The sequence below is a fragment of the Ruegeria sp. BG6 genome, assembly GCF_056538465.1.
The window spans coordinates 126,962-140,336 of the sequence record NZ_JBQFTB010000012.1 but is presented as its reverse complement, the minus strand read 5'-3'; the positions used below and the strand labels follow the sequence as shown (position 1 = coordinate 140,336).

The 13,375-nt window shown below is 60.8% G+C and carries 11 protein-coding genes; 8 read left to right on the top strand and 3 right to left on the bottom strand.

Annotation, left to right across the window (positions count from 1 at the left end; translation table 11 throughout):
- Nucleotides 1–69: 69 nt before the first annotated feature.
- The 3 genes from ACR0JW_RS18775 to polA all read left to right on the top strand — a co-directional run bounded on the left by ACR0JW_RS18775 (nt 70) and on the right by polA (nt 3,838).
- Nucleotides 70–249 carry a zinc-finger domain-containing protein gene (locus ACR0JW_RS18775; protein ID WP_170612878.1) on the top strand — a complete coding sequence of 60 codons (180 nt, stop codon included), beginning with the start codon at nt 70–72 and terminating at the stop codon, nt 247–249.
- Between the two features lie 4 nt (nt 250–253).
- Nucleotides 254–946, top strand: a complete 693-nt coding sequence (locus tag ACR0JW_RS18770; protein WP_480714298.1) for a YrbL family protein — start codon at nt 254–256, stop codon at nt 944–946.
- A 93-nt stretch (nt 947–1,039) separates the two neighbouring features.
- Nucleotides 1,040–3,838, top strand: coding sequence for a DNA polymerase I (gene polA / locus ACR0JW_RS18765; protein WP_480714297.1), 2,799 nt, complete (start codon nt 1,040–1,042; stop codon nt 3,836–3,838).
- A 50-nt stretch (nt 3,839–3,888) separates the two neighbouring features.
- Here polA and ACR0JW_RS18760 read toward each other — a convergent pair whose 3' ends face one another.
- Together ACR0JW_RS18760 and ACR0JW_RS18755 are read right to left on the bottom strand one after the other, a co-directional pair.
- A complete protein-coding gene (locus tag ACR0JW_RS18760) occupies nt 3,889–4,119 on the bottom strand; it encodes a DUF2798 domain-containing protein (RefSeq protein ID WP_170680027.1) in 231 nt (76 codons plus the stop codon).
- 62 nt (nt 4,120–4,181) lie between these two features.
- A complete protein-coding gene (locus tag ACR0JW_RS18755) occupies nt 4,182–4,937 on the bottom strand; it encodes a TIM barrel protein (RefSeq protein ID WP_170824967.1) in 756 nt (251 codons plus the stop codon).
- A 178-nt stretch (nt 4,938–5,115) separates the two neighbouring features.
- Between ACR0JW_RS18755 and ACR0JW_RS18750 the strand changes: the two genes are divergently transcribed.
- Nucleotides 5,116–6,054 (top strand): DMT family transporter, encoded by a 939-nt coding sequence (locus ACR0JW_RS18750; protein WP_170680023.1) that lies wholly within the window; start codon nt 5,116–5,118, stop codon nt 6,052–6,054.
- Here the strand turns inward: ACR0JW_RS18750 and ACR0JW_RS18745 are convergent.
- The gene (locus tag ACR0JW_RS18745) at nt 6,051–6,632 is read right to left on the bottom strand and encodes a DUF1285 domain-containing protein (protein ID WP_170680020.1); all 582 of its coding nucleotides are present in this window, start codon (nt 6,630–6,632) and stop codon (nt 6,051–6,053) included. The two genes, ACR0JW_RS18750 and ACR0JW_RS18745, sit on opposite strands and share 4 nt — an antisense overlap.
- 64 nt (nt 6,633–6,696) lie before the next feature.
- Here ACR0JW_RS18745 and ACR0JW_RS18740 point away from each other — a divergent pair, with 64 nt between their 5' ends.
- The 4 genes from ACR0JW_RS18740 to ACR0JW_RS18725 are packed head-to-tail and all read left to right on the top strand — an operon-like array spanning nt 6,697 to nt 13,374.
- The gene (locus ACR0JW_RS18740; RefSeq protein WP_170824966.1) at nt 6,697–7,704 is read left to right on the top strand and encodes an AAA family ATPase; all 1,008 of its coding nucleotides are present in this window, start codon (nt 6,697–6,699) and stop codon (nt 7,702–7,704) included.
- Nucleotides 7,701–8,576 (top strand): DUF58 domain-containing protein, encoded by an 876-nt coding sequence (locus ACR0JW_RS18735; RefSeq protein WP_480714296.1) that lies wholly within the window; start codon nt 7,701–7,703, stop codon nt 8,574–8,576. Before ACR0JW_RS18740 ends, ACR0JW_RS18735 begins: the two co-directional genes overlap by 4 nt.
- A complete protein-coding gene (locus ACR0JW_RS18730) occupies nt 8,573–11,335 on the top strand; it encodes a DUF4159 domain-containing protein (protein WP_170680007.1) in 2,763 nt (920 codons plus the stop codon). Before ACR0JW_RS18735 ends, ACR0JW_RS18730 begins: the two co-directional genes overlap by 4 nt.
- Nucleotides 11,332–13,374: a DUF7408 domain-containing protein gene (locus tag ACR0JW_RS18725; protein ID WP_170824965.1), complete on the top strand. Its 2,043-nt coding sequence runs from the start codon at nt 11,332–11,334 to the stop codon at nt 13,372–13,374. Before ACR0JW_RS18730 ends, ACR0JW_RS18725 begins: the two co-directional genes overlap by 4 nt.
- Nucleotide 13,375 lies beyond the last annotated feature (1 nt).

Genomic DNA, 13,375 nt, shown 5'->3' with positions numbered 1-13,375 from the left:
TTGCTCATCGCTCATAAACGCACCTAATACATGCCCGCGAGGCCGACAACCGAAGAAGGATCGCCAGCCGTGACCATCGAAGCGCCGGAAACCAAGATCGTCGAAACCGCTCGTGTCGCCTGCGATGGCGGCGAGGGGGCATTGGGCCATCCGCGCGTCTGGTTGCAGATCCCCGAGGATACCGGCTGGGTTGAATGCCCCTATTGCGACTGCAAATACGTGCTGTCTGGCAGCGAGGCATCAAGCTGACAGCGTGACACGTGCCGCGCAGAACGGAGGCCGGATGCTTTGTGCAGTACAGCTTTTGCACCTGTCGGATCAGGAGCCCTTGGCAAAAGGCGGCCACAGAAACGTATACGCGTATCCGGGCCAGCCTGACCTGTTGATCAAGGTAACGCGCCCGCGAACACGTCGAAACCGTTCCTTTTCCAAGCGGTTGATCAGGCGGATCATGCCGGACACCGCATATCGCAACGCCCTGAAAGAGATCGAGTGTGAGCTGAAAGCCGCGTTGAAAAGCGGTGAGGACATTGCGCAACTGCCTTTGGCGCGGTCGTTTGGCGTCGTACAGACGGATGTCGGGCCGGGGGTTGTGGTGGAGCGTGTTCAATCCGAAGACTCCAAACTGGCAAAACATCTGTTGTGGATGTGTGAGCAGCACAAGCTGACCGAGGAAGTCTTGGCCGACCTCAATCGATTTGTTCAAAAGCTGTTCGAATATCAGATCGTGGGGCGCGATATCCACGAACAGAACATCGTTTACGGGCTGCGTGGTCAGGTCCGCATGTTTCTTTTGATTGATGGGTACGGGGAACGTAACCTCATTCCCTTGCGCACGCTGAACCGCCGATTGAATGATCGCTCGCTGAACAAGCAGATGCAGATGATCGCAGATCGCACGGGGTTGCGTTGGGACAAGGCACGCAGGGCATTCAGCACAGCGTAGGTCGACATATCTGCGCCAGATAGATCACCTTCTTGACTGGCCACCCGAGCGCCCCTGTGGCAGAACCATCCGTGACCGACAGGGAGAGCGCGCATGAGCAATTTCGGAAAAGGGTGTCACCTGCATCTGATCGATGGATCGGCCTTTATTTTCAGGGCTTACCACGCGCTGCCACCGCTGACGCGGAAATCCGATGGCTTGCCGATCGGTGCTGTGTCGGGCTTTTGCAACATGCTGCAGAAATATGTGGAAGGGAACGCCGGGCCGGATGCGCCGACTCATGTGGCGGTGATCTTCGACAAGGGTTCGCACACGTTCCGGAATGATCTTTATGATCAGTACAAGGCCAACCGCGAGGCAATGCCCGAAGACCTGCGCCCGCAGATGCCTCTGACCCGTGAAGCGACGCGCGCCTTCAATATCGCTTGCAAGGAACTGGAGGGTTATGAGGCGGATGACATCATCGCAACGCTGGCCGTTCAGGCGCGTGCGGCGGGGGGCCGTGTGACCATCGTCAGCTCTGACAAGGACCTGATGCAACTAGTCGGTGACGGGGTCGAGATGCTTGATGCGATGAAAAACAAGCGTATCGACCGCGACGGCGTAGTCGAAAAATTCGGCGTCGGGCCCGAGCGCGTGGTGGATGTGCAGGCGCTGGCCGGGGATTCGGTCGACAACGTACCAGGCGCGCCGGGGATCGGGGTCAAGATCGCGGCGCTGCTGATCAACGAATACGGTGATCTGGAAACCCTGCTGGACCGGGCCGAAGAGATCAAACAACCCAAACGCCGCCAGACCCTGATCGAGAAGCGTGACCAGATCGAGTTGTCGAAGAAACTGGTGCAACTGGACGAAAACACGCCGCTGGATTTCTCGCTGGACGATCTGGAGGTGAAGGACCCGGATGCCGAAACTCTGCTGGGTTTTCTGGCCGAGATGGAGTTTCGGACGCTTACCAAGCGTATTGCTGACAAGCTGGGGGCCGAGGCTCCGGTCATCGCTGATGCGCCCGCGCCTGCCGCCGAGGTTGAGGAAGCCGAAGCGGTTCCGTTCGATGCGTCGAAATACGAATGCGTCAGGGACGCAGGCGCGCTTCTGAAATGGATCGATCAAGGCTATGAACGCGGCTGGGTCGCCGTGGACACCGAAACCACCGGCCTCAATGAAATGATTGCCGGTCTGGTTGGCATATCGCTGTGCATAGAGGCGGGCGAGGCCTGTTACATTCCGCTGACGCACCGCGATGGATCCGCTGATGATCTGTTCGGTTCGGATGCACTGGCCGAGGGACAGATGCCGCTGGATGAGGCTCTGACCCTGCTGAAACCGATGCTCGAGGACCCCTCGATCCTGAAAATCGGGCAGAACATGAAATACGATGCCAAGATCTTTGCGCGCTATGGTGTCAACGTTTCGCCGATCGATGACACGATGCTGATGTCCTACTCCATGCATGGTGGAGAGCACGGTCATGGTATGGATACGCTGTCCGAACGGTATCTGAGCCACACACCGATCCCGATCAAACCGCTGCTGGGGTCCGGAAAATCGGCGATTACCTTTGACAAGGTGCCGATTGACGAGGCGACGGCTTATGCCGCCGAGGATGCGGACATAACCTTGCGCCTGTGGAAGCTGTTCAAGCCGCAACTGCATCAGGTTCAGGTGACGACGGTTTACGAAACACTGGAGCGCCCGCTGGTCCCGGTACTGGCCGAAATGGAAATGCACGGCATCAAGGTCGACCGCGATGTTCTGAGCCGAATGTCCAACGCATTTGCACAGAAAATGGCCGGATTAGAGGCTGATATTCACGAACTGGCGGGTGAGAATTTCAACGTCGGTTCTCCCGCCCAGTTGGGCGAAATCCTGTTCGACAAGATGGGGCTTGAGGGCGGCAAGAAGGGCAAGACCGGGAAGTATTCGACTGGGGCCGATATTCTGGAGGATCTCGCGACCGAGCACGAGTTGCCGCGCCGGGTGTTGGACTGGCGGCAGTTGTCCAAACTGAAATCGACTTACACCGACGCGCTGCAAACCCATATCAACCCGGATACAGGTCGGGTGCACACGTCATATTCGATCACCGGGGCCAATACGGGCCGTCTGGCCTCGACCGATCCGAACCTGCAGAACATTCCGGTGCGGACCGAGGAAGGGCGGCGCATTCGTGAGGCGTTCATCGCCGAGCCGGGAAATGTGATGGTCAGCCTCGATTATAGTCAGATCGAACTGCGGATTCTGGCGCATATTGCCGATATCCCCGCCTTGAAACAGGCGTTTTCTGATGGGCTGGACATTCACGCCATGACCGCGTCCGAAATGTTCGACGTGCCGCTGGACGAAATGACACCGGACATCCGCCGACAGGCCAAGGCGATCAACTTTGGTGTGATCTACGGCATCTCGGGCTTTGGTCTGGCCCGCAATCTGCGTATCCCAAGGGCCGAGGCGCAGGGGTTTATCGACCGCTATTTCGAACGGTTCCCGGGGATACGGAAATACATGGATGACACGGTCGCCTTTGCCAAAGAGCATGGCTACGTGCAGACCTTGTTCGGGCGCAAAATCCATACGCCCGAGATCAACGCTAAAGGACCGCATGCGGGCTTCTCGCGCCGCGCGGCGATCAATGCGCCGATTCAGGGCACAGCGGCAGACGTGATCCGTCGCGCTATGGTGCGGATGCCGGAAGCGATCAGGGGGTTGCCCGCCAAGATGCTACTGCAGGTGCATGACGAATTGTTGTTCGAAGTGGCCGAAGACGCTGTGGACGAAACGATCCGTATCGCGCGCGATGTGATGGAAGGCGCGTCCGATCCCGCGGTCAGGCTGGATGTCAAACTGGTTGTCGATGCAGGGAAGGGCGCAAACTGGGCCGAGGCGCACTAACCCGGGGAACGCGCCGCGCATCAGGCCCGGCGGGCCATCTTTGCGGCGGGTCAGGCTTCGGGCCTGACCAGTCGTTCCACCAGCCGTTTCACTGCGGGACCCAGCAGCAGGATCACGGTAAAGGCGATTGGCCAGCAAAACATCCAGGATGCGATCCAGTCGCTCAGTGTGTCCGGCCCAAACCCCAGCGCCTTGACCGTGGCAATGCCGGTCACCATGCAGGACATCAGACCAGACATGATAAGTCCGTACATGGCATGAGCGTAACGAGCGGGTATCATCCGGTTATCCTGTCAGTTGATTGCCCCCCATGTGTGGCATTTCAGGCCTGAATTCCAGTACCTCATCTCTGCATCCAGCCCAGCGAGGCTGCGGTTCGGTCTGTTGACGGGGTGTATTCGGCGCTGACCCACCCGGTATAGCCGCAGCGATCTATTGCATCGAAAAGCGCGGGAAAATCCGTTTCACCACACCCCGGTTCAGCGCGGTCGGGGGCCGCTCCGATCTGTGCATGAGTGACAAGTGGGTGAAAACGGTCCCAGATGGCAAGCGCATCACCGTGGATCATTTCTGCGTGAAAGCTGTCATATTGCAGGCCGAGATTTGGGCGATCCACGCGGTCCAGCACATTGGCGGCCAGATCATAATCATTCAGAAAATATCCGGGTTGCGACGTCGTGTTCAGCGGTTCGATCGTGAATTTCTGCGTGAGCGCGAAATCAGCGGCCCATTGAAGATTTCGCACAAAGGTCTCAAACGCTGCTGAGCCTTCTGCATAGCCGGACATGATGTGGATCTGACCCGCGCGCAGCACCTGCGCATATCTCAGGACCCGGCGGATATCGGTCTGAAACCGGGCCTCGCCGCCCGGAACGGCGGCATAGCCGGGCTGTCCGCCTGTGTAGTTGGGCGGTGGGGCATTGATCAGCAATAGCTCAAGCCCGTTCTCCAGCAGGGCGCGGCTGGTTTCACGGGCCGCCAGATCGTATGGAAACAGTATCTCCACGGCCGAAAACCCGGCACGCGCGGCCGCCTCGAACCTGTCCAGATAGGGAAGTTCGGCAAACAGAAGCGAGATATTTGCGGCAAATCTTGGCATGTGCTCGGTGTTCCTTTTGCCGGGACCTTAGACCCGGGGTGATGTCCGGGAAAGGGACTGAAAACGACAGATTGTCGAAAATCGACCAGAATAGCGGTGGCACATCGCCGACCGTCGGGCCTGTGCGGCGAATCAATTTTGCGACGCCCTGCCAACAGAAGGTCTGAAATTCATGGCGATGAGCTCTGAAACCGTTCGCGGTCAATCCGCTTCTGTGCCCCAAGGCCAGAGCTCTGCCTTGTCGGGCAATGGTCTGGCGGTTGCGTCCATGCTGTGCTGGGCTGCCGGGTTTCCGGCGGCTGAGGTTTTGCTTCAAAGCTGGCCCCCTGTCGCCCTGTTGGCGGCGCGCCTGGCTTTGGCGGTGCTTGTTCTGGTGCCGGTCTGGATCCTGATCGACGGTCCGACACGCGTTCTTCGCGCGCGGTGGCGGCACGCGCTGTTGGTGGGCGGGCTTGGCATAGGTACCGGCATGTTCCTGATCATCCTCGCACAGAAACTGACGGAACCCGTCACTGTCGCGATCATCGCGTCCTGCGCCCCGCTGACGGCGACCTTGCTCGAACTTGCCGCAGGTACGCGGCGTCTGAAGTGGAACTTTGCCCTTGGCGTTGCTGTATCGATTATCGGAGGCCTGATCGCCACCAGTTCAATGGCCCCGGCGCAGCTGGGCTTGGGCGCGGTCTGCGCCGTGCTTTCAACGGTTCTGTTCTGTTGGGCCAGTCAGGCAACGGCGAGGGATTTCCCCGAACTGAGCCAGACCGGGCGCACCACGATCGTTTTTGTCGGTGGTCTGGTCATGGCCACCATTCTGATGATCGTGTCGCATCAGTTGGGGATGGATATTCTGCCGTCTGCTCCGATTGACGTTGATCAGGTCGGGATGCTGGCGATCTATGCGCTGATTTCGATGGGGATCAGTCAGATTCTGTTTGTCGGTTCCATCGCAAGGCTGGGCGTCGCGCTGGCCTCGTTTCACATCAACATCGCGCCGTTCTATGTGATGCTAATCATGGTGATGCTTGGGGAAGAGTGGAACTGGACCCGCGCGCTGGGCGCGGGCATCGTCGCGCTGGCGGTTGTGCTGGCACAAGACCGAAGATCGGTGCGCCTGGCCTAGTTACGCTCCAGCGCATCAGACTGGATCAGGGGAAAGAAAACGCCCCCTGACCAGACGCCGAACCAGCCGTCATGGTCAGTGCCGATGTCTACAAGGCGGTAAAAGCTCTTGCGGTCAACGCGCGCCTCAAGGTTTGCGCGCATCAATATGTAAAGGGACGGCTCATTCGTTTCCGGATCGATGACAATGCGGATCGGATGATCGGGACCTGCGGCAGCCGTATCGCCCAGCTGGGTTGTGAACGTCAGGACTTGCGCACCGCTTTCATCGGTGTTGTCAAAGTCCACGGCGACAAAGGGTGCATCCTCGACGGTGATTCCCACCTTTTCGACCGGGGTCACCAGAAAATACTTGCCGTGTTCTTTCTTAAGAATTGAGGAAAAAAGCTTCACAAGCTCGAAACGGTTGATGGGTGAGCCTAAATAACTCCACGAACCATCTTTGGCGATACGGATGTCCAGATCGCCGCAAAACGGAGGATTCCAAAGGTGAACGGGCGGTAAACCCCGCCTTTTGACCGATTTGACCGAGGCTGCAAGACCATCGGGAGAAGGTGTCACAGGTTTTTGTCCGCTCATTGCTTTTGCCATTTCCTGTCAGCGCGATACACTTCAATCATATTCGTCCACGGAAGGGAAAACCATGTCCGAACCTGCCGACCTCGTCGCCGAGATCGAAGCGCTGGAAAACAAGCTGCAAGAGGCCAAGACCTCGATCACCCGCCGCTTTATCGGGCAGGAGAGGGTCGTGGACCTGACCCTGACGGCGCTTTTATGCGGTGGTCACGCATTGTTGATTGGTCTGCCCGGGCTGGGTAAAACGCGGCTGGTGGAAACGCTGTCGACCGTGATGGGCCTGCATGGCAACCGCATCCAGTTCACGCCTGACCTGATGCCTGCCGATATTCTGGGGTCCGAAGTTCTGGATACCGCCGATGATGGCAGCCGTCATTTCCGTTTCATCCCCGGCCCGATTTTCTGCGAATTGCTGATGGCGGACGAGATCAACCGCGCCAGCCCGCGCACCCAGTCGGCGCTGCTTCAGGCGATGCAGGAGCGCACGGTGACGGTCGCGGGCGAAGATCGCTCGCTGGGTATTCCGTTCCATGTGCTGGCAACGCAGAACCCGATCGAACAGGAAGGCACCTATCCATTGCCCGAAGCGCAGCTGGACCGGTTCCTGGTTCAGATCGATGTCGAATACCCGGATCGTCAAACCGAACGGGACATTCTGTTAGCGACGACGGGCGTGGAAGAAGACGAGGCCAGCCAGATTTTCACCAAAGAGGAATTGCTGGCGGCACAGGTCCTGTTGCGCCGGATGCCGGTGGGTGAATCGGTGGTCGAACTGATCCTTGATCTTGTCCGCGCCTTCCGCCCCGAAGAACCGGGCGTTTCGGACCGTGTTTCTGAAACAGTCGCCTGGGGCCCTGGCCCCCGTGCGGCACAGGCGCTGATGATGACCGTACGCGCCCGCGCGATGTTGCAGGGGCGTCTGGCGCCCAATGCCGAGGATGTGCTGGACATGGCGCGTCCGGTACTCAGCCATCGCATGGCGCTGAACTTTGCAGCGCGTGCGCGTGGCGACAGTCTGGCCAGCCTGATCGACACCACCGCCGCCGGATTGGTGCGTACCGAGGCCGCGGCGTGAATGCCGCGCTGACCCTTCGTGAAAGATCCGAGGCCGAGGCGTCCCGGCTGCCGCCCCTTTTGGCGCGGGCCGAACACCTGGCCGGAACCGTCCTGCTGGGTGACCACGGGCGACGGCGTTCGGGCCTGGGTGACGATTTCTGGCAATACCGCCCGGCGCAGGCCGGTGACAGCCGCCGTCTGATCGACCACCGACGCTCGGCGCGGGGGGATCAGCAGTTCGTGCGCGAGCGGGAATGGCAGACCGCCCAGTCGATTATGCTGTGGGTGGATCAGGGTGCATCGATGCGGTTTGCCTCGGACAGGGCGCTGCCGACCAAGGCGGACCGGGCGCGGCTGCTGGGTCTGGCGACAGCGATCTTGCTGGTGCGGGGTGGTGAGCGCGTCGGACTGACCGGCACCACGCTGCCGCCGCGGCGGGGCAACGCCCAGATCATCCGGGTGGCGCAAGCCTGGTCCGAGGACACCGAGGTCGACTATGCACCACCGGAACACCGGGCCATGGTTCCGCATGCCCGTGCGGTGTTCATCTCTGATTTCCTGGGTCCGCTGGATGAGGTTGAACTGGCGCTGACCAAGGCTGCGGATCGCGGCGTTCGCGGTGTGTTGCTGCAGGTTCTGGACCCCGGCGAGGAGACCTTTCCCTTCCAGGGCCGCACTATTTTCGAAAGCGTCGGCGGCTCGGTCCGGCATGAAACCCTCAAGGCCGGAGATCTGCGCGACCGCTATCTTGGCAGGTTGGCCGCGCGCAAGGATGCGCTGACACAGCTTTGTCGTTCAACTGGCTGGCAACTGGGTCAGCACCACACCGGTGAAAGCGCGCAAGCGGCTCTGTTGTGGCTCTATCGTGCGTTGGACGGAGGTACGCAATGACGGTTCTGGCAGGCATCGGATTTACAGCCCCATGGGTGCTGCTGGGCCTTCTGACCCTGCCGATCCTGTGGCTGATTCTGCGCGCCGTGCCACCGGCACCCATTCGCCGACTGTTCCCGGCGGTTACATTGCTGCTTGGGTTGAAAGATGACGAAAGCGTCTCGGACCGGACCCCGTGGTGGCTGCTGCTGTTACGGATGCTGGCGGCGGCGGCGATCATCATCGGGCTGGCCGGGCCGGTTCTGAACCCGTCGCGCGATCAGGCAGGATCGGGGCCGCTTCTGATGGTTCTGGACGCCAGTTGGGCCGGTGGAACGCGTTGGTCAGCTACGCTGGATCAGATCGACGCGCAATTGACCGAGGCCGGCCGTGCCGGTCGCCCCGTATCGATTTTACGCCTGACCGACCCGGAAACACCTGTATTTCAGGCCGCTGAGGCATGGCGCGGGCGCCTGCCGGGCCTGATGCCGATGCCTTGGCAGCCCAACCCGAAACAGTTGGATCAGGTATTGGCGGCGCTAGCCGATGTTGACGGCGGGTTCGAGACACGCTGGTTCAGCGACCGGCTGAACTACCCCGGCCACGACCGGATGTTGTCCGCCCTACAGGGGCGCGGGAGCGTCACGGTCTACCGCCCGTCTGCGCCGATTTTTGCACTATTGCCCGCAGCGTATCAGGACGGCGTTATTCAGGTGACAGCGCTGCGGTCGGAACCCGGACCGGCCATGTCGCTGACGATCCTGGCTCAGGGCCGCGACCCCGCAGGTGCAATGCGCGTTCTGCAATCGGTCGATGTGACGTTCGAGGATGGTGAAAGCCAGGCGCAGGTTGATCTGTCACTGCCTTCCGAGTTGCGCGCCCGGATTACGCGGTTCGAAATTCAAGGCCAGCGCTCAGCCGGGACCACGACGCTGACCGATGACAGCCTGAGGCGGCGCGAGGTTGCCCTGATCGCCGGTACGCTGAACCGCGAGGGGCTGGAACTGCTGTCGCCGCTGCACTATCTCACACAGGTTCTCAGACCGACCGCTGATTTTGTCGATGGCGGTCTGCTGGATGTGTTGCCTGCTAACCCTGATGTGATCGTGCTGGCCGATGTGGCCAAACTCTCCGACACGGAACAGGCTGAACTGGTTCAATGGGTCGAACAGGGTGGGCTGTTGCTGCGCTTTGCGGGCCCGCGCATGGCGGCAAGTGATCTGGGCCGCAAGGATGAGGACGCCTTGTTGCCGGTTCGTCTGCGCAGCGGCGGGCGTTCGGTCGGTGGCGCGATGAGTTGGGGTGAGGCAAAGGGGTTGGCGCCATTTGTCGAAGGCTCGCCATTCTATGGCCTTCAGATCCCAGGTGATGTGACTGTCACTACGCAGGTCATGGCCCAACCAGACCCTAATCTGGCCGATCGAGTGATTGCATCGCTGTCTGACGGAACGCCGCTGGTCACGCGAAAGACATTGGGTCTGGGCCAGGTCGTCCTGTTTCACGTCACGGCTGACGCGGAATGGTCGACTGTTCCACTGTCCGGTTTGTTTGTTGAAATGCTGGACCGTCTGGCCGTGGCCTCGGCCGCAAAATCCCGGCAGGAGGCTCAGTTGCAGGGCACCGTCTGGGAGCCGATTCAAGTTCTGGACGGGTTCGGGTCGCTTTCGGATGCGGGCAATCTGGCCGGGGTGGACGGTGTTGATCTGTTGTCCCGGGCGGTCGGTCCGGAATTGCGGCCGGGATTGTATGAAAGCGGTAAACAGAAACTGGCGCTGAACGTGCTGACCGATGACGCGACATTCCAGCCGGTGGTTTGGTCTGGGGATGTGACGATCAGGGGGCAGGAAGTTACCACGGAAACCCCGATCGGGGGCCTGTTGCTGAGCCTCGCGCTGCTGTTGCTGACGGTGGACGTGATCGCCTCGCTGGCCTTGTCCGGGCGGTTGGGCTTGGCGCGTACGGCGGTGGTGGCCCTTGGCGCATTGATGCTGACCCCCGAGGCTCAGGCCCAATCGCCCGAAGACACCGCATTTGCGCTGAGCGCCACACAGGAGTTGGTACTGGCCCATGTGCTGACGGGTGACGAGGATGTGGATGCCGTTGCAGGGGCCGGTATGCGCGGGCTTTCGCAAACGCTGTTGTTCCGAACCTCCGTGGAACCAGCCGAGCCAATCGGCGTCGATCTGGAACGCGACGAACTTGCGTTCTTTCCACTTCTGTACTGGCCCATTACGCCGGACCAGCCTCAGCCCTCCTCCGAGGCGTACGCAAAGCTCAACGCGTATCTGCGCTCTGGCGGAATGATCCTGTTCGATACCCGCGACTCGGATGTGGCCCGTTTTGGCGCCGCCAGTCCTAACGGGCGCAAGCTTCAACAATTGGCCGGACCTTTGAATATCCCGTCGTTAGAGCCTGTTCCGCGCGATCATGTTCTGACCCGCGCTTTTTACCTGCTGCAGGATTTTCCCGGTCGATACGGCGGGGCAGAGGTCTGGGTCGAAGCCGCGCCGCCGGATGCGGAACAGATCGAAGGGATGCCGTTCCGAAACCTCAACGACAATGTCACCCCGGTTGTGATCGGCGGCAATGACTGGGCCGGTGCCTGGGCCATCGACCGAAACGGTCAGGCCCTGCTGCCGGTTGGGCGCGGTTATGCCGGCGAACGTCAGCGCGAACTGGCAAATCGTTTCGGTGTGAACCTGGTGATGCATGTTCTGACCGGGAACTATAAATCCGATCAGGTCCATGTGCCCGCTTTGCTAGACAGGTTGGGGCAATGACCGGAACCGTCATCTTCGATCCGCTGATCCCATGGCCGGTATTGGCCATTGTCGCCGGGGTTGCGCTGGGCGGCGTCATTCTTGCGCTGTTGCGTGGTCTGTCCGGCTGGGCCTTGCGCGGGTTGGCGGCTTTGGTCGTTGTCGCGGCGCTGTCCGGTCCGGTCTATCAGGTCGAGGATCGCGCGCCTCTGACGGATATCGTCCTGATGATCGAGGATGAAAGCGCCAGTCAGACCCTGTCGGATCGCGCCGATCAGACGGCACGGGCCGCAGAGGAACTGGCGGCAGAAATCGAATCCCGCGACAATACCGAACTGCGCCGCATCGCCGTCGGCGACGGTGACGGGGATGAAGGCACGCGGGTGATGGCTGCCCTCAACGAGGCGCTGGCGGAAGAACCCCGTGCGCGCATCGCCGGGATACTGGTGGTCTCGGACGGTATCGTGCATGACGTCGATCAGGCCCCGGACCTGCCCGCGCCATTGCATCTGCTGCAAACCGGCCGTGCCGGCGATTGGGACCGTCGACTGATTGTCCGCAACGCGCCTGCCTTTGCCATTATCGGAGAGCCCGTGACGCTGACCTTGCGGGTCGAGGACAGCGGCGCCGCACCTGCCGGAGCAGTCACCGCGCCGCTTGAAATCTCGGTCGACGGGGCCGCGCCGGAAAGCTTTAGCATTCCCATCGGGGTGGATGTCGAGCTTCCCATAACGCTGCCACATGGTGGGCGGAACGTCATCCAGTTCTCGGTGCCGCAGGCCGAGGGCGAGTTGACCGATCGCAACAATACCGCGCTGATTCAGATGAACGGTGTCCGTGATCGGCTGCGGGTTTTGCTTGTTTCCGGAGAACCGCATCCGGGCGGGCGGACATGGCGCAACCTTCTGAAATCGGACAGTTCTGTTGATCTCGTCCACTTCACTATCCTGCGTCCACCGGAAAAACAGGACGGGGTGCCGGTGGACGAGCTGTCTTTGATCGCCTTCCCGACGCGCGAGCTGTTTCTTGAGAAGATCAACGATTTCGACCTGATCATCTTTGATCGCTACAAGCGTCGTGGCATCCTGCCCGCGATCTATCTGGACAATGTCACCAACTACATCAACGAAGGTGGTGCGGTTCTGATTGCGGCCGGGCCGGATTTTGCGACGGCTGACAGCATTTTCCGATCTCCGCTTGCTCCGATCCTGCCCGCGCAGCCGACCGCGCGTGTGATCGAGGAACGCTATGTGCCGAAAGTCACGGATCTTGGTCAGCGCCACCCGGTTACAACCGATCTCGGCGATCCCGAAACCTGGGGCGCGTGGCTGCGTCAGATCGATGTCAAACACCGGTCAGGTGAGGCGTTGATGTCCGGGGTTGATGATCGGCCGTTGCTGGTGCTCGATCGGGTGGGCGAAGGACGCGTGGCGCTTTTGGCCTCGGACCACGCCTGGCTGTGGAGCCGGGGCTTCGAAGGCGGTGGCCCACAACTGGAACTGCTGCGCAGGCTTGCGCATTGGATGATGAAAGAACCCGAACTTGAGGAAGAGGCCCTGTGGGCCGAAGCTAACGGTCAGGTCATGCGCATCATCCGCCAGACGCTCAGCGATGAGGTTGGGACCGTGACCGTGACACGCCCAAATGGCGAAACGCTGGACATCACGCTTGAGGAGGTGTCGCCGGGACGGTTCGAGGCCCAATATATCGGACCTGAGATCGGGCTTTACCGCCTTGAAGAAGGTGAGAATTCAGCGGTGATCGGTCTTGGGCCCGCTGCGCCGAAAGAGTTCGAGCAGACGATAGCAACCGGCGACCTGTTGGAACCGCTTCTGGCAGATTTGCGCGGTGGTGTTGTCCGTCTGGAGGACGGGCTGCCGTCGATCCGCAATGTGCGCGCCGGGCGGCCGGCCTCGGGGCGCGGCTGGATCGGTCTGACCCAAAGAAACGCCTATGAGACGCGCGATGTCACGCAGGCCGGGTTGCTGCCGCCCTGGCTGGTCTTGCTGCTGGCTGGCGGGTTCCTGCTGGCTGGCTGGCTGCGTGAGGGGCGGCGATAAG

Bases quoted from the DNA above. Each gene is read 5' to 3' on its own strand.
- polA (WP_480714297.1), top strand. From the start codon at position 1,040: ATGAGCAATTTCGGAAAAGGGTGTCACCTGCATCTGATCGATGGATCG.
- ACR0JW_RS18760 (WP_170680027.1), bottom strand. From the start codon at position 4,119: ATGATACCCGCTCGTTACGCTCATGCCATGTACGGACTTATCATGTCT.
- ACR0JW_RS18755 (WP_170824967.1), bottom strand. From the start codon at position 4,937: ATGCCAAGATTTGCCGCAAATATCTCGCTTCTGTTTGCCGAACTTCCC.
- ACR0JW_RS18750 (WP_170680023.1), top strand. From the start codon at position 5,116: ATGAGCTCTGAAACCGTTCGCGGTCAATCCGCTTCTGTGCCCCAAGGC.
- ACR0JW_RS18745 (WP_170680020.1), bottom strand. From the start codon at position 6,632: ATGAGCGGACAAAAACCTGTGACACCTTCTCCCGATGGTCTTGCAGCC.
- ACR0JW_RS18740 (WP_170824966.1), top strand. From the start codon at position 6,697: ATGTCCGAACCTGCCGACCTCGTCGCCGAGATCGAAGCGCTGGAAAAC.
- ACR0JW_RS18730 (WP_170680007.1), top strand. From the start codon at position 8,573: ATGACGGTTCTGGCAGGCATCGGATTTACAGCCCCATGGGTGCTGCTG.
- ACR0JW_RS18725 (WP_170824965.1), top strand. From the start codon at position 11,332: ATGACCGGAACCGTCATCTTCGATCCGCTGATCCCATGGCCGGTATTG.